Annotated in this window: 16 protein-coding genes; 4 read left to right on the top strand and 12 right to left on the bottom strand. The window is 69.4% G+C overall.

Translation table 11 applies throughout. The features are described 5' to 3' along the window. Positions 1-51: 51 nt before the first annotated feature. The 8 genes from J4H85_RS02280 to J4H85_RS02245 form a co-directional block, all read right to left on the bottom strand. Positions 52-1,161, bottom strand: a complete 1,110-nt coding sequence (locus tag J4H85_RS02280; protein WP_208236495.1) for an alanine racemase — start codon at positions 1,159-1,161, stop codon at positions 52-54. Positions 1,162-1,166: 5 nt separating this feature from the next. Further along, positions 1,167-2,657 (bottom strand): aldehyde dehydrogenase family protein, encoded by a 1,491-nt coding sequence (locus tag J4H85_RS02275; RefSeq protein ID WP_208236493.1) that lies wholly within the window; start codon positions 2,655-2,657, stop codon positions 1,167-1,169. Positions 2,658-2,703: 46 nt separating this feature from the next. Next, positions 2,704-3,981: an NAD(P)/FAD-dependent oxidoreductase gene (locus tag J4H85_RS02270; RefSeq protein WP_243893386.1), complete on the bottom strand. Its 1,278-nt coding sequence runs from the start codon at positions 3,979-3,981 to the stop codon at positions 2,704-2,706. Positions 3,982-4,075: 94 nt separating this feature from the next. Beyond that, entirely contained in the window at positions 4,076-5,587 is a 1,512-nt protein-coding gene (locus J4H85_RS02265; RefSeq protein ID WP_208236489.1) for an ABC transporter substrate-binding protein, read from the bottom strand. A 37-nt stretch (positions 5,588-5,624) separates the two neighbouring features. Further along, entirely contained in the window at positions 5,625-6,299 is a 675-nt protein-coding gene (locus J4H85_RS02260; RefSeq protein ID WP_307863329.1) for an HAD-IA family hydrolase, read from the bottom strand. A gap of 52 nt (positions 6,300-6,351) precedes the next feature. Continuing rightward, a complete protein-coding gene (locus tag J4H85_RS02255) occupies positions 6,352-8,247 on the bottom strand; it encodes an ABC transporter permease subunit (RefSeq protein ID WP_208236487.1) in 1,896 nt (631 codons plus the stop codon). Continuing rightward, the gene (locus J4H85_RS02250) at positions 8,244-9,896 is read right to left on the bottom strand and encodes an ABC transporter ATP-binding protein (protein WP_208236485.1); all 1,653 of its coding nucleotides are present in this window, start codon (positions 9,894-9,896) and stop codon (positions 8,244-8,246) included. Before J4H85_RS02250 ends, J4H85_RS02255 begins: the two co-directional genes overlap by 4 nt. 150 nt (positions 9,897-10,046) lie before the next feature. Continuing rightward, positions 10,047-11,099 (bottom strand): tartrate dehydrogenase, encoded by a 1,053-nt coding sequence (locus J4H85_RS02245; RefSeq protein WP_208236483.1) that lies wholly within the window; start codon positions 11,097-11,099, stop codon positions 10,047-10,049. Positions 11,100-11,253: 154 nt separating this feature from the next. Here J4H85_RS02245 and J4H85_RS02240 point away from each other — a divergent pair, with 154 nt between their 5' ends. After that, complete coding sequence (locus tag J4H85_RS02240; RefSeq protein WP_208236481.1) at positions 11,254-12,540, top strand: aminotransferase family protein; 1,287 nt, start codon at positions 11,254-11,256, stop codon at positions 12,538-12,540. Next, complete coding sequence (locus J4H85_RS02235) at positions 12,537-14,021, top strand: NAD-dependent succinate-semialdehyde dehydrogenase (RefSeq protein WP_208236479.1); 1,485 nt, start codon at positions 12,537-12,539, stop codon at positions 14,019-14,021. Before J4H85_RS02240 ends, J4H85_RS02235 begins: the two co-directional genes overlap by 4 nt. On the opposite strand, the gene J4H85_RS02230 is transcribed toward J4H85_RS02235, so the two are convergent. Further along, complete coding sequence (locus J4H85_RS02230) at positions 13,988-15,403, bottom strand: amino acid permease (protein ID WP_208236477.1); 1,416 nt, start codon at positions 15,401-15,403, stop codon at positions 13,988-13,990. The genes J4H85_RS02235 and J4H85_RS02230 overlap by 34 nt on opposite strands. 126 nt (positions 15,404-15,529) lie before the next feature. Beyond that, positions 15,530-16,261, bottom strand: a complete 732-nt coding sequence (locus J4H85_RS02225) for a GntR family transcriptional regulator (RefSeq protein WP_208236474.1) — start codon at positions 16,259-16,261, stop codon at positions 15,530-15,532. A gap of 66 nt (positions 16,262-16,327) precedes the next feature. Between J4H85_RS02225 and J4H85_RS02220 the strand changes: the two genes are divergently transcribed. Both J4H85_RS02220 and J4H85_RS02215 read left to right on the top strand, forming a co-directional pair. Further along, positions 16,328-17,575, top strand: a complete 1,248-nt coding sequence (locus J4H85_RS02220) for an MFS transporter (RefSeq protein ID WP_208236473.1) — start codon at positions 16,328-16,330, stop codon at positions 17,573-17,575. Next, positions 17,568-17,987, top strand: a complete 420-nt coding sequence (locus tag J4H85_RS02215) for an ArsR/SmtB family transcription factor (RefSeq protein ID WP_208236471.1) — start codon at positions 17,568-17,570, stop codon at positions 17,985-17,987. Before J4H85_RS02220 ends, J4H85_RS02215 begins: the two co-directional genes overlap by 8 nt. Here the strand turns inward: J4H85_RS02215 and J4H85_RS02210 are convergent. Together J4H85_RS02210 and J4H85_RS02205 are read right to left on the bottom strand one after the other, a co-directional pair. Continuing rightward, entirely contained in the window at positions 17,960-19,549 is a 1,590-nt protein-coding gene (locus J4H85_RS02210; RefSeq protein ID WP_208236468.1) for an amidohydrolase, read from the bottom strand. The genes J4H85_RS02215 and J4H85_RS02210 overlap by 28 nt on opposite strands. A 29-nt stretch (positions 19,550-19,578) precedes the next feature. Continuing rightward, positions 19,579-20,043 (bottom strand): Lrp/AsnC family transcriptional regulator, encoded by a 465-nt coding sequence (locus J4H85_RS02205; RefSeq protein ID WP_208236466.1) that lies wholly within the window; start codon positions 20,041-20,043, stop codon positions 19,579-19,581. Positions 20,044-20,137 lie beyond the last annotated feature (94 nt).

Here is a 20,137-nt window from a genome sequence, read left to right as displayed (position 1 = left end):
CGATTCCTCTCCGTGCGCTGCCGGGGCCTGCTGCGCTCCAGCGCGGCGCGTTCAATTGAGCTGACCCTGGGCGTCGACCGGCCAGCGGTCGACGATCGCGCCCGCGCGGTCGACGATGATGAGTTCCTCGAAGCTGTTGACGACGGGGCAGACGTGGTTCGGCACGATCGGCACCGGTTCGCCCACCTCCGGGCGCCTTCCCCCTGGCGGCAGCGCCAGGAAGCCGTGGTATTCGTTGAGTTTGGCGAGCACGCCGTCGAAGCTCGGCACGTTGCCGAATCCGCGGTCGGGGGTGCCCTCGCGCGCGAGCGCCTTGGTGCCGGCGTCCACGATGACGTGCGCATGCCCCTGGTCGCTCACGACCGTCGTGGCGACGAAGAGTCCGATCTGCTCGGGGAGGCAGTCGCCGAGACGCACGTTGTCGTGATCATTGAAGACGTACTCCCCCGGCCGGATCTCGGTGATGACCGGGTCGGTGCAGAACTCGGCGGTGGGGGTGGATCCGGCGCTCACGACGGAGACGGGGATCCCCTCCGCGACGAACGATGCCACGGCTGTGCGGAGTGCCCGCGTCTGGTCCGCGGCCGCGCCTTCGCGCGCGCCGACGGTGCCGCCGTGCCCGGGATAGGTGAAGATGCCGAGCGGGCGGAGTCCGCGCGCTGCCGCGTGGGCGGCGAGCGCGCCGGCATCTGGCGGTGCCACCCCCGAGCGTCCTGCTCCGCAGTCGACCTCGACGACCACCCCGAGACGTGCGGCCGCATCGCCCATCGCGTCGACGAGGGCGTCGACGGCGGCGGTGCTCTCGACGCCGACGCTGAGCGTCGTGCGCTCGGTCAGCGCCCGGAGGCGTTCGGCCTTCGAGCCGACCGCCCAGATCGGGTACGCGAGAAAGATGTCGGGGCAGCCGTCTGCGGCGAAGATCTCCGCCTCGCTGAGGTTCCCCGCGGTGAGACCGACCGCACCGGCATCGAGTTGCAGGCGTCCGAGCCGTACGCTCTTGTGCGTCTTCACGTGCGGACGCAGCTGCTTGCCGTGCGCGTCCGCGAACGCCTGCATGCGGGCGATGTTGTCGCGCACCACGTCGATGAGCACCACCGGTGCCGGTGTGCTGATGCCGGGCGCGATCGCGCCGAGCACGGTACTGAAACGATCCGCGGACATGCGCGCTACCCCAATCGATTCACGATGATGTTCTTCGGCTCGCTCATGGCGAGCACGGCGCTCGCCACGCCCTCACGCCCGACCCCCGACCGCTTCGACCCGCCGAACGGCATGGCGTCGATCCGGAAGTCGCTCGTGTCGTTGATGAGCACACTGCCGACCCTGAGGCGTTCCGCTGCGTACATCGCGGTGCTCACGGATTCGGTGAACACCCCGGCCTGCAGGCCGAAGTCCGTGTCGTTTGCCAGCGCCAGCGCCTCGTCGAGATCGCTGAACGGCACGAGCGAGACGACCGGACCGAACACCTCGTCGGTCAGCACGCGCGCGTCGTCCGGGACGTCGGTCAGCACCGTTGGCGTGACGAACGCACCCGTGCGCACGCCGCCGGTGAGCCGAGTGGCTCCCGCGGCGACCGCCTCGTCGACCCACGACTCGACGCGTCGCGCCTCCCGCTCGCCGATCAGCGGACCGACATCGGTCGCACTGTCGTGCTTGGTGCCGACGATGAGACGCTCGGTCCCGTCGACGACGAGGCGTTCGAGCTCGGCGTACCGGCTCTCGTGCACGTAGACCCGTTGCACCGACAGGCAGTTCTGCCCGGCGACACCGAACGCGCCGTCGACGATGCCGGCGGCGGCCGCGGGCACGTCGGCGTCGGCGCAGACAACGACGGCGTTGTTGCCGCCGAGTTCCATGAGCAGTGTGCGCGCGCCGGCCGCGCGCGCCAGTGCGTCACCCGTCGCGGGACCACCGGTGAAGGAGACCGCGGCGACCCGTGGATCCGCCACGAGCGCCGTGCCCGCGGACCGCGTGCACACCAGCACCGACACGCGCCCGGGGGGCATGCCGGCCCGCAGCAGGATGTCCTGCAGCGCGAGCGCGGACAGCGGGGTCGTCTGCGCCGGTTTCAGGACGACGGCGTTGCCCGCCAGCAGCGCGGGGCCCACCTTGTGCGCCACGAGGTTCAGCGGGTCGTTGAACGGCGTGATCGCCGCGATGACACCGAGCGGCGTGCGCCGGTTCCACCCGAAGCGGCCCACGCCGCGCGGCGTGTCCGCGAAGGGCAGCGTCTCGCCCTCGAGCACGTGCGCAGCGTCGGCGGAGAGGCGCAGCGTCTCGGCAGCGCGCGCCGTCTCCCGGGTGGCCTCGGTGATCGTCTTGCTGCTCTCGGCCGAGATGATGGCGGCGATCCGGTCGGCCTCCTCGCGCACGAGCCGAGCGGCTCGCTCGAGGGTCTCTCGTCGCTCCCAGAGCTCCCAGGTGTCGGTCTCCAGGCTGTGCACGGCGCCCGCGACCGCGGTCTCGATGTCGACCTCGTCGCCGACGTACACCCGAGCGATCTCGGTGTCGTTCTCGGGGTCGGTCACGGCGAGCGACAGCCCGTCGGTGATCCAGGCGCCCGCGACGAAGCCGCCGCCGGGAAGGCCCCGCGCGCTCAGTCCGGGATCGTCGGCCCGCGTCTGCGGAGCCGCTGTGGCACACGTGCACGCACTCATGGTTCGCGCCTCTCTGATTCTCGTCGTCGAAGGTGACCCGGCCGGGTCAGCTCAGCTTGTCCTGGAGCCCGAAGTAGGCCCCGCCCACCCGCAGGTGGAGCCAGGGGTTCCCGAAGTACCCGGGAATCCACGGGTTCTTGAGGTCGCGCCAGATGTTCGCCTCCGGCTTCCCGTCGACGACCTCGGCCATGACCTTGCCCATGTAGTTCGCCATCTGCACACCGTGTCCGGAATAGTTCAGCGAGTAGAAGAGCCCGTCGTGCTGCCCGGCGTGCACCATTTGGTCCATCGAGATGTCGACGAGACCGCCCCACATGTAGTCGATGCGCGCGTCGCGCGTCTGCGGGAAGACGTAATGCATGGCCCGCTTCAGGATCTCGCCGCTCTCGCGGTCCTGCGACGGATCCGACAGGGCGAATCGCGCGCGCCCGCCGAAGAGCAGGCGGTTGTCGGGGGTGATCCGGAAGTAGTAGATGAAGTTCTTGCTGTCGGACGCCATGCGCCGGTTCGGCAGCAGCTCATCGACGAGCACCTGCGGCAACGGCTCCGTCACCACGATGAAACTGCCGACCGGGATCACCCGTCGCTGCATCCAGCCGAACGGCTTGCCGGTGTAACCGCTGGTGCCGACGATGACCTTCCCAGCCCGTACGGTGCCGCGCGGCGTGGTCAGGTCGTGCATGGTGCCGGTGCCGATGCGGCGCAGATCGGTGACCTCGGCGCGCTCATGGATCGTCGCCCCGGCCTCGAGTGCGAGCCTCGCGAGCTCGTGGCCGAACTTGCCGACGTGCATGCCGGCGCCGAGGGGGTCGACCATCGCGCCGTAATAGACGTCCGAGCCGATCTCGCTGCGGATGTTCGCGCGATCGACGAGCTGCACCGGCTGGTCGACGAGCCGCTTGAGCGCTTCGGCCGACTGCTGCAGCCCGGCCCAGTGCGACTCCTTGTACGCCAGTGTCATCTTGCCCGTGCGCGCGTAATCGACGTCGAGGTCGTGCTCCGCAACGAGGTTCTCGATGAGATCGATGGCCGCGTTGTACTCGCGGAAGTACCCGATGGCGCGCTGTTCGCCGTAGCGCTTGATCGCGTCGCGGAACCCGACGGCGAGGCCGGTGGTCGCCATGCCGCCGTTCCGTCCGGAGGCGCCCCACATGACCTCGTGCGCCTCGAGGAGCGCGACCGACTTGCCGGCCTTCGCCGCGTGATACGCCGCCGAGAGCCCGGTGTAGCCGCCGCCGACCACCGCGACGTCGACCTCCTTCGGGATCTCGGTCTGGGTGTAGTCTCCGCTCGGCGTCGCGGTGTCGAGCCAGTAGGAGTGCATCTTCACGGTCGGGTGCTCCGGTTTCGTTCAGGGGTGGGGACAGCAGTGGCGGGGAGCCGTCGGCGCCGGCGTGCGTGCCGGCGCCGACGGGCGGTCACTCCGCGGGTTTCGTCTCGGTGGAGATCAGGCGGCGTTCGAGCGGATCGCGCACGATGTCGACGAAGGTGCCGGTCTCGGCCTGCACCACCCGCTCGTTCACGATCGGGATCACCGCGTTCTGCTGCAGGATCGCCGTCTCGGCGTCGATGGTCGCCTGCTGGCGCTCCGGGCCCGCCTCGGCCTGCGAGCCGCGCTCGATGATGGCGTCGACGTTCTCGTCGCAGAGCTGCGTCATGTTGTATCCGCCGTCGCAGCTGAAGTCGGCGGCGAGGAAGGAGAGCGGGTCGCCGGTGTCGAGCAGCGTGCCGCGGGAGTAGACGACCGCGTCGAACGCCCCGTCGAGCATCTCGGTCTCGAGGCTGATGTACTCGCGCACGTCTTGCGTCACCTCGAAGCCCGCGGCCTCCAACTGGCTCTCGAGCTGCACGAGGATCTCGGGGTTCTCAGCGCGGTCCGAGTACGTGGCGATGGTGATCGGCACGCCGTCGACCTTCGCGGGTGCGACGTCGCTCGAGACGTCACCGCGCAGATCCGCCGCCCACGGGATCGCCGGCCCGAGGAGCCCGCCCGAGAAGTCGGCTTGCCCCTCGTAGACCGAGTCGATGATGCCCGACGCGTCGATCGCCTGCCGCGCCGCGGCACGAACCGCGGGATCGGCGAACGGGCCGTCCGAATTGTTCAGCGCGAGCATCGTCGTGCGCGGCATCTCGACCTCGTGCGCCTGACCCTCATCGAGCAGGCTGACCTGCGAGACCGGGATCGTCTCGGCGACATCGGCTTCACCCGAACGGATCGCCGCAGCGCGCGCCGCGCCGTCGGGCACGAACGAGACGTCGATGCCGGCCAGGATGGCGGGATCGTCCCAGTAGTCCTCGAAGCGATCGAGCGTCGCCGTCGTCGTGCCGTTCAATTCTGTCAGCACGAACGGGCCTGTGCCGGTGCCCTCCGGATTCACCGTGCCATCGTCGCCGTACGCCGACTCGGCGAACATCGAGAGCTGGCCACTGGCGAGGCGGTTGGGGATGAGCGCGTCGGGGGCGTCGGTCGTGATGGTCACCTCGTACTCGCCAGTCACCTCGGTCGAGATCTCGACGCCGTTCAGCGCGCGCGGCGGAGGCGCGGCCTCGACGGCCTTGTCGAGCGAGTTCTTGACGGTCTCGGCGGTGAAGGGCGTGCCGTCCTGGAACGTGACGTCGTCGCGGAGGGTGAACACCCACGTGGTGTCATCCGTCTGCTCCCACTCGGTCGCGAGCATCGGCTCGATCTCGAGGTCGGTGTTGAGGTTCACGAGCGTCTCAGCGATGCTCAAGCGCGTCAGTTTGCCGATGTCGTCGCTGAACGGGCTCATGCCGGCGTTCGGAGGCTGCAACATCGCGACGGAGATGCGGGCGTCGTCGGTGCTCCCGCCGCCTCCGCTGCCTCCGCTGAAGCAGCCGGTGAGCGCGAGCGCGCCTCCGGCGGTCAACGCACAGGCGGTCGCGACTCTGCGACCGAATTTGCTGTTCATGGAGTGCCTTTCGAGTGGGTGAGAGGAGGGCGAAGGCTCAGGCGATGCCGAGCGCGCGGTTGACCTCGTCGAGCGAGGTCACTCGCACGGCGCCGTAGGCGGGCAGATCGGGGTCGTACCCGCGGTCGAAAAAGACCTTGTTCGTGAAGCCGAGCTTGTCCATCGGGATGTGGTCGTAGTGCTGGTGCGAGGAGATGTGGAGGAAGTCTTCGGGACTCGCGTCGAGCTGGTCGAGCATGTAGTCGAAGGCCTGGATGCGCGGTTTGTACGCGCCCGTCTGCTCCGCCGTGAACACTGCGTGGAACGGTGCGCCGAGACGGGGGATGAACGCGTCGAGGTGCCGGTTGTCCGCGTTCGACAGCGCGACGAGCGGGAAGTGCTCGGCCATCTTCGCGAGCGGCTCGGCGACGTCGGGGTGGGCTCCCCAGTCCATGACGTCGCGCTGGATCGCGGCGACGTCGGCGTCGGCGACCTCGAGTCCGAAGCGCGCGCAGACGCGGCGGTACGAGCGCTCGAGCACCTCGTCGTACGGGCGGTACTCCAGAATCTCGTCGTACCGGATGAAGCTGAACATGTCGAAGAACGCTTCGAGCGCGTCGCCGTCGAGGCGGTCGGCGACGATCGGCTCGACGGTCTTGCGCATCTCGAAGTAGATGAGGGTACCGATGATGTCGAAGGAGATGTACTTCGGGCGGGGCAGTTCGAGGGCCACGGGGTTCCTTTCGGAGAGCGGGATGGGGTGGATGAGGGGCGGGGGGGGTTGGTCAGCGCCCTGCGGCGCCGGCGCTGGGCGCTCCGACGGTCTGCAGGGTGGTGGTGGTCGGGTCGCCGGTGCCGGCGAGACGATTGCGTCGGCGCCCGAGTCGGGTGCGGTTGCCCCGGAAGTCGAAGCTCAGGCTCGAGAGCGACACGGCGAAGATCGAGAGGATGACGAGCGCTCCGGCCGGCACGAGCACCACGAGCGGGGCGCGCTCCACATAGGGCAGACCCTCGGCGAGCACGAGGCCCCAGTCCGGCTGCGGCGGCTGCGGGCCGAGCCCCAGGAAGCCGAGCGCGGCGAGCGCGAGGCAGATGCCAGGCAGGCGCAGGCAGGCGTGGCGGAAGACCGGTCCGACGACGCTCGGCAGCACGTAGCGGAGCATCAGGCGGACATTGGCGACGCCGAGCACCGGGGCGATCTTCACGTGCGGTTGCGCCTTCACCTCGGAGACGAGGGCCGCGGTGTGCGCGGCGAGGGGCGCCCAGCTCACGACCGTAACGGCGAGCGCGGCGCCGAACGACGACGGGCCGAGCACGGCGGCGACGATGAGGCCGGCGATGATCGGGGGCGCGGCGTTCGTGACCTCGATCGGTCCGGCGCCGAGGTTCGGGAACATGCCGATGAAGAGACCGATCGCGAGACAGAGCGCCGCGACGATCGCGCCGACTCCGATGGTCGACATGGCGCCGTGAGAAATGCGGGCCAGCACGTCACGCCCGTTCGCATCGGTACCGAGCGGCACCTCCCAGCTGGGCGGCTGCAAGCGGGTGTAGTCGAGGGAGAGCGGATCGCGGGGGAGACCAGCGAGCAGCATGACCACCAGGAGGAGCAGCATGGTGGCGGGCAGCAGCAGCGCCCATCTGGAGCTGGGAGTCTTCGGCACGGCAGCCGGGAGGGAGTTCGATCGCAGCGCCGGACCGAGAAGCACACGTCGGACGAGGGTGGCACCGATTCCGAGCACGACCGCGAGCAGCATCAGGAGGATCACCCCGGCCTGCAGGCTCGGGAGGTCCTGCGCCTGCGCCGCGCCGAGCGTCGCGCGTCCGATGCCGGGGATCGCGTAGACCTGCTCGACGACGACGGCGCCCGCAGTGATGCCGACGAGAATGAGTGACATCGGCGCCGTCACACCCGGCAGCGTTCGACGGATCGCCGCGAAGATGATCCGGGTCTTGGAGTACCCGGCCACCTGCCACGTCGCCACCCAGCGCTCGCTGAACGTGCTCGCCAGTGCGTCCGACATGAGGCGCCCGAGGAAGCCACCCGCAGGCAGCCCCATCGACAGCGCCGGGAGGACCAGGTAGTTGACGCCCCTCCATCCGAACGGTGGGAACCAACCGAGCCAGACCGCGAAGATGACCAGCAGTACCGAGGCGAGCAGGAACTCTGGGAGCGCCGTGAACGCCGCCGCGACACCGCCTCCGGTGCGATCGGACCGACCGTTCAAGCCGCGGCGGAACGTCGGAATGGTGAGCAGCGCGCCCAGGATCAGGGCGACCACGAGGGCGGCGACCATGAGCGTCAGCGAGGCGCCGAGCGCCGAGAGCATGTCGGGCAGCACCGGCTTGCGGGTCGCCCACGAGACGCCGAAGTCACCTTGCACGGCGTTGCCGAGCCAGGTGAGGAACGCGCCGAGCGCGCCACCGTCGAGTCCAAGCTCCTGGCGAATGGACTCGAGCGCTTCTGGCGTGGCCTCGCCCTCGGCGTAGCGCGAGCGGAACACCGACATCGCGATGTCGCGACCCGACAGGATCGGGAGGATGCCGAGCAGGAAGACGACGCCGAGGATCGTGACGATGCGCGAGACCGTCGAGATGAGGGCGGCTCGCGACGTGCTCGAGAGCGAGGTGCGGCGCTGCGCGCGCCTCAGGGCCGGAACGGCCTGTGTGGAGAGCGTCATGCCGTCTTCCTTTCCGGTGCGAGATCGGCGGGGAGCACGTGCAGGGTCGGGATCGCATCTCGAAGCTCCTGCGTGCGCGGATGCCGCGGGTCCGAGAGCAGTTCGGCGGTCGGGCGATCTTCGACCACTTCACCCGCGTGCATCACGATGGTGCGCTCGCAGAGGCTCGCCACCATCGCCAGGTCGTGCGAGACGACCGCGATGCCGGTGCCGCGCTCTTCCGAGACGCTGCGCATGAGCCGCACGATCGACTCCCGCATCGGCAGGTCGAGTCCGCTCACCGGTTCGTCGGCGAGCAGAAAATCGGGGCGGGTGGCGATCGCGCGGGCGATGGCAAGGCGCTGCGCCTGACCGCCGGAGAGTTCGCTCGCCCGACGCCGCAGGAACTTGTGGTCGAGGCCGACCGAGTCGAGCGCCTCGTGCACCATGGCGTCGTGATCTCCCGTGACGTTCAGGCGCACGAGGGGTTCTCGCACAAGCGCCTGAACGGTCATGAGCGGATCGAGCGTGCTCGCCGGATCCTGCGGGACGTACTGCACCCGCCTGCGGTACCACCTGAGGTGTCGTACATCGGCGGGGTGCACGGCCTTTCCCTGACAGGTGACGGCACCGGTGTCCGTTTCCTCCAGGGCGAGCATGAGCCGCAAGAGCGTGGTTTTGCCTGAACCGCTGACCCCGACGATACCGACGCGCTCTCCCTCACCGATGGTGAGGCTGGTCGGGTGCAGCGCCGGTTTCCATTCGCGGGGCGCGAACAGGCGCTTCCTCGGCATCCGGTACTCCCGACTGACCTGGCCGATGTCGTAGAACGACTTCCGCGGGTCCGGCGCGCACGGCGTCCCCGCCGCGCACTCGGCGCGGAACCGTTCGATGTACGGTTCGATCGTCGCGGCCCGCGCGGCTCGGATGAGCTCGCGCGTGTACGGCTTCCCGGGGTTGGCGAAGATCGAGTGGATCTGCCCCTGCTCGACGATCTCGCCGTCCTTGAGCACGACGGAGTCGCTGCACAGTTCCGACGCCACGGCGAAGTCGTGTGTGATGAAGAGGAGCGCGGGCGTGTTCTGGCCGGCTGTGTAGCGCTTCAAGACGTTCAGCACCTTGGCCTGGGTGACGACATCGAGCGCGGTGGTCGGTTCGTCCGCCACCATGAGTCGAGTGTTGCAGGCGAGTGCAAGTGCGATGCAGACGCGCTGCCGCTGTCCGCCGGAGAGTTCGGCCGAGAACCGTCCGATGAGGTGTTCGGGGTCGGGCAGTCCAACCGAGTCGGCGAGTTCCACTGCCGCGGCGAGCGCGTCTTGCCGAGACAGCCCGCGGTGCCGACGCAGCGGTTCGACGAGCTGCTCACGAATGCGCACAAGCGGGTTCAAGGCGACCGCGGAGTCCTGAAAGACCATGGCGACCCGGGCCTCGTCCGGACGCTTCGAGGAGGGGCGCCCCAGCACCTCGACGCCGTTGATCTTGATGCTGCCCTCGGTCACCGCGTTCGCGGGGAGTCGCCCGAGAACGGCGGCTGCGGTGAGAGACTTGCCCGAACCGGACTGGCCGAGCAGGCAGACCCGCTGACCCTGGCCCACCGCGAACGAGATCCCGTTCACGATCGTGCGGCCTCCGATCGAGATCTTCAGATCCGTCACCTCGAGGCTGTGCATGCGTCCTCCCGGAAGATTCGTGAACCCACGGCTGCGTTGCTCGTGTTGAAGCGAGAATAGACAGGTTCTGGGAGGATTGTCAACAATCCAACAATCACGAAACGGCCGCGACTCCGGCCCGTAACATGCGGGTCAGCGCGCCGACGCGGGTTACGCCAGTGCTGCGCGCACCGCCGCACCCACCTCCGCGGTGCTCGCCGACCCGCCGAGGTCGGGCGTCACCACTCCCGCGCCGATCACCGCGGTGAAGGCGGCCTCCACCTGCGCCGCGATCTGCGGGTACCCCAGGTGGTCCAGCATCATCGCCCCGGCCCAGATCTGACCGATCGGATTGGCGATCCCCCGACCGGCGATATCCGGCGCCGATCCGTGCACCGGCTCGAACATGGAGGGGAACGCGCGTTCCGGGTTGAGGTTCGCGCTCGGTGCGATTCCGATGGATCCGACCGCTCCCGCGGCGAGGTCCGAGAGGATGTCCCCGAACAGGTTCGAGGCGACGATGACGTCGAGGCTGCGGGGCGCACGGACCATGCGCGCGGCGAGCGCATCGATGAGCACCGACTCGAGCTCGAGCTCCGCGCCGTCGCGAGCGACGACCTCGGCGACGATCTCGTCCCAGAAGGGCATGGTGTGGATGATGCCGTTCGACTTCGTCGCGGAGACGAGCCGTCCGCTGCGCTCGCGCGCGCGATCGACGGCGTAGCGCGCGATCCGCTGGACCCCGAACCGGGTGAAGAGCGCCTGCTGGTACGCGGCTTCATGCGGCGTCCCCCGATACGCGCGGCCGCCGACCTCGGAGTACTCCCCCTCCACGTTCTCGCGCACGATCACGAGGTCGATCTCGGGGTCGCCGGCGAGCGATGACGAGATCCCGGCGAACGAGCGCACCGGGCGCAGGTTCACGTACTGATCGAACTCGCGCCGGATCGGGATGAGCATGCCCCAGAGCGTCTCCACGTCCGAGACCGACGGATGGCCCACCGCACCGAGGAACACGGCGTCCGTCGCCGCCATCGTCTCGATCGCATCCGTCGGCATCATGCGTCCGTGCCGGCGGTAGTACTCGCTCCCCCACGGCTGCTCGTGCCACTCGAATCGGATGCCGTGCGGCGCGACGGCGTCGTCGAGCACCGCGAGCGCTTCGGGCATCACCTCCGGCCCGATTCCGTCGCCGGCCAGCACTGATACGGCATGCGTGCGCATCCGTCCTCCTTCATCGCAGTGTTCGGTGATGACCGGGTCGTCGCGAGCACGCTCGCGGCACGCCGGCCCTTCCAAAGATCGTAGCATTGCCCTACAATCGGACACGCTGCCCCGACACGTCGGGAACCCGCCCACCGAAGGAGACCTGATCACCGTGACCGCACCCGATCGCACCGGCCCCGCGCTCTGGAGCGCGCAGGCCCACATGCCCTCTGTTCTCGGCCGCCAGCTGACGATCACCCGCGGCGAAGGGAACTACGTCTTCACCTCGGACGGGCAGCGCCTCTTCGACGGCACCGCCGGGCTCTGGCACGCCAACATCGGGCACGGCCGCGCCGAGATGGCCGAAGTGGCCGCCGAGCAGATGCGCACCCTCGAGACGTACCACGTGTTCGGCAGGTACCTGAACGATCGCGCCGTGGAACTCGCGGAACGCGTGCGCGACCTGTCTCCCGTCGACGATGCGAAGGTGATCCTGAACAGCGGAGGATCCGACTCCATCGACGTCGCCCTGAAGCTCGCCCGGCGCTACTGGCAGCTGCGCGGACGCCACGACAAGACCGTCGTGCTGAGCCGCGACCTCTCGTACCACGGCCTGCACGCGTTCGGCACGAGCGTCGCGGGACTCGATTTCAACCGTGAAGGCTACGGCACGGACGCCCTCGTGCCCGAGACCGCCCGCATCGACACCGCCGATATCGAGCGCGTGCGTCAGCGGGTCGCCGAGATCGGACCCGACCGCATCGCCGCGATCATCGCCGAGCCGATCCAGGGCACCGGGGGCGTGATCCCCCCGGCCCCCGGATACCTCGAGGGACTGCAGCGGATCGCCGACGAGCACGACATCCTCTTCATCGCGGATGAGGTCATCACCGGATTCGGGCGCACCGGCACCTGGTTCGCCTCGGAGCGATACGGGATCCGCCCCGACATCATCACGATGGCGAAGGGCATCTCGTCGGGCTACTCGGCCGTCGGCGGCATCATCGTGGCCCCCGAGGTCTGGGAGCCCTTCTACACCGATGACGCCCCGATCTACCGCCACGGCACCACCTACTCGGGGCACGCCACGTCGGCAGCGCTCGCGCTCAAGAATCTCGAGATCATCGAGCGCGAGGGCCTGCTCGACCGCGTTCGCAGCCTCGAGACCGTACTGGCCGACGAGCTGGCCGGCATCGCCGCGGACCCCCGCGTCGCCGCGACCCGCGTGGCCGGCTTCCTCGGCGGCATCGAGCTCGGCCCCGCGCACTCCGCCGAACGCATCACCGACGCCATGGTCGACGAGGGATGGATCGCGCGGCCGCTGCGCGGCAACGTGGTCCAGATCAGTCCGCCGTTCACCACCACCGATGCCGAGGTCCGCGGCATCGTCGCCGCGGTGCGGGCCGGACTCGACGCGACGAGCGGTGCGACCGCACCGGAACTGGCGGTGGCGCGATGATGCCCCCCTCGATCGATCAGCAGCTCCTGGAGCGCAGCGAGGCGGCCCTCGCGAGCGTCGTACTCGACCGCCTCGACCTCGGCACGACGGACACGTTCGAGGTGCGGGATCCGGCCACCGAACGCGTCATCGCCACCCCGCCCGACCACTCGGCCGATGACGCGCTCGTCGCACTCGACCGCGCGGACCGTGCGGGCGCGGCCTGGGCGCGGACCACCGCCCGCCACCGGTCCGACGTCTTGCACCGCGCGTACGGGATGCTCATCGAGCAGCGGGACCGGCTCGCCGCCGTCATCACGCGCGAGATGGGCAAGCCGCTCGCGGAAGCCCTGGGCGAGGTGCAGTACGCCGCCGATTACGTGCGCTGGTACGCCGAGGAGGCGCTGCGCCCCGCGGGCGGGTACCGCGAGAACCCCGTCGGCGGGTCGACGATTCTCACCACGCGCGGTCCGATCGGCACCGCACTGCTCATCACGCCGTGGAACTTCCCGATGGCGATGGCGACCCGGAAGATCGCGCCCGCGATCGCGGTGGGTTGCGGGGCGGTCGTGAAGCCTGCGGCGCTCACCCCGATCACCACGCTCGTGGTCGCCGAGATCTTCGTCGCGGCCGGCGTCCCTGAGGAGCTCGTGCAGGTCGTGACCACCACCCGCGCCGGAGCGTTCAGCGAGGCACTGATGGCCGACCCGCGCGTGCGCAAGGTGTCGTTCACCGGATCGACGGGCGTCGGCAGCGTGCTGCTCGGGCAGGCGGCGAAGCACGTCATCAAGAGCTCCATGGAACTCGGCGGCAACGCGCCCCTCCTCGTTTTCGACGACGCCGATCTCGATCGCGCCGTCGAGGGCGCCGTGATCGCCAAGCTGCGCAACGGCGGCCAGTCCTGCGTGGCGGCCAACCGCATTCTCGTGCAGGACGGCATCGCCGACGCCTTCGTCGAGGGATTCACGGAGCGCATGCGCGAGACCGTGCTCGGCAACGGCCTCGCGGAGGGCGTGACGCTCGGTCCGGTGATCGACGACCGCGCGGTCGCGAACTTCAGTCGATTCGTCGAGGACGCCGTGTCGCGGGGAGCCGATCTGCGTCTGGGCGGATCCGCACCCGAGGGCGACGGTCACTTCTTCGAGGCGACGGTGCTCGACCGCGTCCCCGAGAGCGCCGAGATCGCGCAGACGGAGATCTTCGGACCGGTCGCGTCGATCGCCCGCTTCCGCGACGAGGCCGATGGCATCTCCCGCGCGAACGCCACCCCCTTCGGTCTTGCGAGCTACGTGTTCAGCGAGAACATCGACCGCGCGTTCGACGTCGCGGACCGACTGGACACCGGCATGGTCGGCATCAACCAGGGCATCGTGTCGAACGTCGCGGCACCGTTCGGCGGCACGAAGGCCTCGGGTCTCGGTCGTGAAGGCAGCTCCGAGGGACTCGAGGAGTACCAGGAGATCCGGTTCTACAACCTGGCCCGGCGCTCCGCAGGCTCCTGATCCGACCGGAGTCCGCGGCGCTGCACAGCGACCCCCACCGTGACGGCGAGCGCGATCACCACCGCGCTCGCCGTCACTTCGATGAGGCGTTGGCCCCCGGCGAAGAACATGGAGATCAGCAGCCCGGCGAGCGCCGCGATTACCATCCAGTTCACGACCGGGAACCCCCATGTGCGACTGACGCCCTCTTGCGCCACTGCGTCGATCCCCTGGCGGGCGAGCACCCGTCGGCTGCGCAGTTGCGAGACGGCGATTGCCGCCCAGATGACGATGACGAGCGCGCCCGTGGAGTTCACCAGGAACGAGAAGACGGCATCGGGGGCGGCGTAGTTGAGCGCGACGCAGACGAGTCCGATGATCGCGGAGAACAGGATCGCCGACGACGGTGTGGCGCGCCGTGAGACGCGCGCCAGGCGACGCGGGGCGGCACCACGCTCGGCGAGCGAGAACACCATGCGGGACGAGCTGTAGAGCGCCGCGTTCAGCGTGGAGAACAGCGCCGTGAACACGATGACGTTCATGACCGTTCCGGCCCAGCCGAATCCGGCCGCGTCGAGCACCGTCACGAACGGGCTGACCCCCGCCTCGATGCGGTTCCACGGCAGTACGGTGACGATGACGAGCATGGACCCGATGTAGAACAGCAGAATGCGCGCGACCACCGAGTTCACGGCCTTGCGCACCGCTGCGCGCGGGTGCATCGACTCCCCCGCGGCGATCGTCGCGACCTCGGCGCCGAACATGGAGAACATGACGGGCAGGAACGCGGCGAGCACGCCACCGATCCCGTACGGCATGAATCCGCCCGAGTCCGAACCGGCGAGGTTCGCGGCGGAGGCCGTGCCGTTCGGGATCACCTGGGCGATCAGCAGGATCCCGACGATGAGGAACGCGACGATCGTGCCGACCTTGATGGATGAGAACCAGAATTCGAACTCCCCGAACGAGCCGACCGAGATGAGGTTGACGCCGAGGAAGATCACGGTGAGCGCGAGCGCGCAGACCCACTGCGGCAGTGCGGGGACCCAGTCCGCGAGGATCACGGCGGCGGCGGTCGCTTCGATGCCGACGGTGACGCTCCAGAACCACCAGTAGAGCCACCCCACCGCCGTTCCCGCCCACGGGCCGATGAAGCGGCTCGCGTACGCCGAGAAGGATCCGGTCTCGGGCGACACCGAGGCCATCTCGCCGAGCATGCGCATGACGAGCACGACGAGCAGGCCGCCGCCGGCGTACGTGAGGACGACCGCGGGGCCGGCCGAGACGATCGCCCCGCTCGAGGCGACGAGCAGGCCGGCTCCGATGACCCCGCCGAGCGCGATCATCGAGAGGTGCCTGGGGCGGAGCGCGTGGGCGAGATCGCGCGGGGAGTCACTGGACATCTGCATCCTTGGTCACGAGCGTGTGCCGCAGGCGGGGCGCGTGCGGCAGCGGCACCGACCCCACTGGTGCCGCCACATCTATTATGCATCGCATGGCGCCGCGCGCAACACCCTCTCGGCGAGCGACTAGGAGTCGAGCAGGATCTGCCGGATGCGCGCGTGATTCTCGTCGAGGTGCCGCTCGATCGCGGTCCGCGCGACTTCGGGCCTCCCGCTCGCGAGCGCGTCGAGCAGGGCCCGGTGGTGCGGCACCAGCAGCTCCCACGGGTGCTCGTGCTCGTGATCCACGTACGACAGCAGCATGAGGTAGTAGCTCATCTCGGTCGCGACGCCGGCGTAGAACACGTCGATCCGACGACTGCCGAGCAGGGACACCATCTTCGCGTGGAAGGCCAGGTCGGCGGCGACGATCTCGCGCGCCTGCCCCCGCTCGGCGACGGCGATGAACGCGTCGAAAGCGTCGTGCAGCGCGGCGAGCTGTTCCGCGTCGGGAGCGACGGCGGCGGCCGCGCCTTCGAGCCGCTTCCGGGTCACGTAGAGGTCGTCGAGCTCATCGACCGATGGTGTGGCGACGACGGCTCCGCGGTGCATCTCGTAGCGCACCAGCCGGCTCTGCTCGAGGAGGCGGATGCCCTCGCGCACCGAGTTCCGCGAGATGCCGAGCTGCGCGGCGAGCGCGCTCTCGCGCAGTCGCACCCCGGCACCCAGCACCCCCTCGAGGATCTGCGTGGTGAGCAGCTCGGCCACCTGTTCGGCCGCACTGACCCGGGTGAGCGCCAGATCGGGCACGGTGGCGGCGGCCCCCGCTCGGCCACGCGCCTGCGGGTGCCCCGAATCCCCCGGAGTCTCTGCACCCATCGCCTGCAGCGTACCACTCTGCGGCACCCTATTGCTTATTTGCGCAAACACGCAAATACTGAATGCATGTTCCTCGCGCTGCGGTACCCCACCTTCCGCCGACTGTTCGCGGCGCACCTCGTCGCGCTCGTCGGAACGGGACTCGCGACCATCGCGATCGGCTTCCTGGCATTCGATCTCGCCGGTGGCAACGCCTCGGCCGTGCTCGGCACAATCATGGCGATCAAGATGTGCACCTACCTCGTGATCGGCCCCCTCGCCCCGGCCATCGCCGCTCGAGTCGGCGCCCGCCGTCTCCTCATCGGCACCGATGTGCTGCGCTGCGGCGTGGCCGCGGCACTGCCGTTCATCGACGGCCTGGCCCAGGCATACGCGCTGATCTTCGTACTCCAAGCCGCCTCTGCCCTGTTCACACCCACCTTCCAGGCGGCGATCCCGACCGTCGTCACCGACCGCGACGCCTATACCGGCGCGCTCGCACTCTCGCGCCTGGCGTACGACCTCGAAACGCTCGCCTCACCCGCTCTCGCCGGCATGCTCCTGCTCGCCATGCCGTCGTCGGCGCTGTTCTTCGGCACCGCCATCGGCTTCGCCGCATCGGCGACGCTCATCCTCTCGGTCGCACTGCCCCGCCCCCCGGTCGCGGATCGGCCACCGTTCGCGCAGCAGCTCACCCGCGGCAGTCGCATGATGTTCCGGATGCCGATCCTGCGCGGCATCCTCCTGCTCCACCTCGCACTCGCCGCCGTCGGCGCCATCATCCAGGTGCTCACCGTGCCGCTGGTGCGCGGCGAACTCGCGGGCAGCGAGCCGCAATCCGCGACGGTGCTCGCCGCGTTCGGGCTCGGCTGCATGACCTCAGCTGTCCTCATGCCGACCCTGATTTCCCGCGTCGGCGTCCGCCGCTACATGGTCACCGGCTTGACCCTCATGATCGTGATCGCCCCGGCGCTGTGGCCCGTCATCGCACTCACCCCGGCCACCTGGGTGATCCCGGCGGTCGGCGCGCTGTGGTTCGTGCTCGGACTCGGATACTCGGCGACCCTCGCCCCGATGGGACGGGTCATCCGGGACCACACTTCCGACCGCGACCTGCCCGACGTGTTCGCCGCTCAGTTCTCGCTCGCGCACGGCTGGTGGCTCATCACCTACCCACTCGCAGGGTGGGGCGGTACCATCTGGGGCATCGGGCCCATCTCGCTGGTTCTCGCGATCATCGCCGCCGTCGCGCTGGTCGGGGCGCTCCGATCCTGGCCCCGCTGCGCGCGCGGCCAGACGCCAGACATCGAACGCACGGAGGTGCATCATGGGTAGACCGGACGCCGAGCACCCGCCGGCTCCGCGTCAGCCGAGCCCTGCAGAACTCGAGCACGCCGCAGGCGTGCTGCAGCTGCTTGCCGACCGCACGCGTCTCGGGATCCTCGCGCTCCTCGCGAGCGGTGGCGAACTCTCGGTCGGCGAGATCGCCGAGCACCTCGAGCGACCCGTTCCCGCCGTATCGCAGCACCTCGCCAAGCTCAAGGGCGGCACGCTCGTGCTGACCCGACGCGAGGGCACATCGATCCACTACCGCCTCGGCGGCGAGCACGTCGCCGAACTCGTCGAGAACCTGCTGCAGCACACCGAGCACGCCCTCTTCGCCGATCCGCCGCATCACACCGCGGTGAACCGCGGAGTCTCGGCCGAGAATCCGGTCGCTCAGCCCGAGGTCTCGGCGCGCCGGTAGGTCTCACGCCCGCGGCACCAGGTCCCGAGCACCCGCGTCTCCGCGAGATCCCGAGCGTGCACCGCGCGCGGATCGCGGTCCAGCCACACGAGGTCGGCCAGGTTGCCGACGCGCAGCTCGCCGCGATCAGCACCGCGCCGACTCTGCACGTGCACGGCGGCGCTCGCCGTCGCCAGCGCCGCGTCGACCGTGATCCGCTCCTCCGGATACCACCCGCCCTGCGGTGTGCCATCGGGATTCTGACGCGTCACCGCAACCGAGATCCCCTCGAGCACGTTCGGGCTCGACACCGGCCAGTCGCTGCCGAAGGTGACCGATGCGCCGGTGCGCATCACCGATCCGATCTGGTACTGCCGTTCACGATCCGGGCCGACCCTCGGGAAGGTCAGCGACACCATCACGTCGTCGGGGCGGGCCCAGAGCGGCTGGAAGCACACCGCGACGCCGAGATCCGCGAAGCGCTCCAGGTCATCCGGGTGGATCACCTGCGCGTGCGCGACCGTGACGCGGCGCCGCCGCTCCGGGTCCTCGGCGCGCAATCGGGTGACCGCGTCGAGCGCGGCTCGGACCCCCGCATCGCCGATGGCGTGCATGTGGATGTCGCGGTCGATGCGGTGCACGTCGAGCAGGGCGTCGCCGAGCTGGTCGGCGCTCCAGTTCGGCAGACCGCGCGAGCACACATCGGTGTAGTCGTCGAGCATCGCAGCGGTGTGATTCTCGATGATCCCGTCGATGAAGAACTTCACCGTGTCGCAGGAGATGCCTGGCGCATCGGCGACGCGTTCGCGCACGGCGACGATCTCGTCGAGCTGCGCGACCCACCGCAGCGGATCGGCACGGACGGCGATGTCGACGTCGAGATGGAGAGCGCCGCGCTGCGCGGCGGCGATCCAGGCATCGAGCTCGTGATCCTCGGCCCAGGCCTCCTGCGTCCAGGTGATCCCGTAGCTCGCGAGCGTCCGAGTCGCGCGGCCCAGGATCTCGACCTGACGGTCGAGCGAGACCTCGGGGACCCGATCGAGCACGAGCAACGCGGCGGACTCGACGAGCGTGCCCATCGGCGTCCCGTCCGCGCGATGCACGATCCGGCCGAGCGGCGGGTCCGGAGTCTCGCTCGTGATTCCCGCCATTTCGAGGGCGCGGGAGTTGCACCACACCGTGTGGTAGTCCCAGGCCCGCAGCACCACGGGTCGATCGATGGAGTCCAGCCAGGTCGCGTCGAACAGTCCGGTGTCCACCATCGTGGCGTCGTAACTGCCGCCGACGATCCACTCGGCGTCCGGGTGCTCGTCCGCCCACGCCCCTACCGCTTCGGCGATGCCCGTCACGGTCGTGAGGTGCCGCAGCTGCGGCCCCAGCAGTTCGCGGCCCGCGAGGAACGGATGCGTGTGCCCGTCCGCGAAACCGGCGCGCAGATGCCCGCCGACGAGATCGACGACCTCGGCCGCCTCGGGGAGGGTCTCGGGCCAGGCGGCGACCCGGCCGTCGACGACGTAGACCCGGTTGGCCGGCGCGTCGGGTTCGCCGACATCGATGCTCCCGTTGATGAACGCGATCTGCATGGCTCTCCTTCGTGCCGCGCGAGTGCGGGCTAGTTCGTACCCCACCCGAATCGGTGGGTCTTGATGCCGTAATACGTGAAGGTCTCTGCGCGGTGAACCCCGGGAATGCTGCGCAGCTGACGATTGACGATGTCGAACAGCGCATCGTGGTCGGCCGCGATGACCTCGACCAGCAGGTCGTACCTGCCGCCGGTGAGCACCACGTAGATGACGTTCTCGATCTCGCTGATCGTCGCCGCGAGCTCCTCGAGGTCGCCGGTGGCGACGACGCCCACCATCGCCATGCTCTGGTAGCCGAGGCGGAGCGGATCGGTGACCCCCACGATCTGAATGATGCCGCCCTCTTCGAGGCGCTTCACCCGTTTGCGCGCGCCCCCGGCGGTGAGCCCGACCAGCTGACCGAGCTCGGCGTACCCCAGCCGCCCGTCGTCCTGCAGCGCCGTGATGAGCGCGCGATCGATGTCGTCGAAGTCTTCCGGCGCCTCTGGAGTCATGCCGGCAATCCTATCGACCGCGCGTCGGATTTTCTGCCTCGATATTGTCCTATGAGTGTCGAATCAGCACTGGTATACTCCGAACCGTCACGAA

The sequence above is a fragment of the Leucobacter tardus genome, assembly GCF_017583045.1.
GTDB lineage: Bacteria > Actinomycetota > Actinomycetes > Actinomycetales > Microbacteriaceae > Leucobacter > Leucobacter tardus.
Note: the sequence above shows the minus strand (reverse complement) of the source record. Positions and strands in the feature narration are given on the sequence as shown.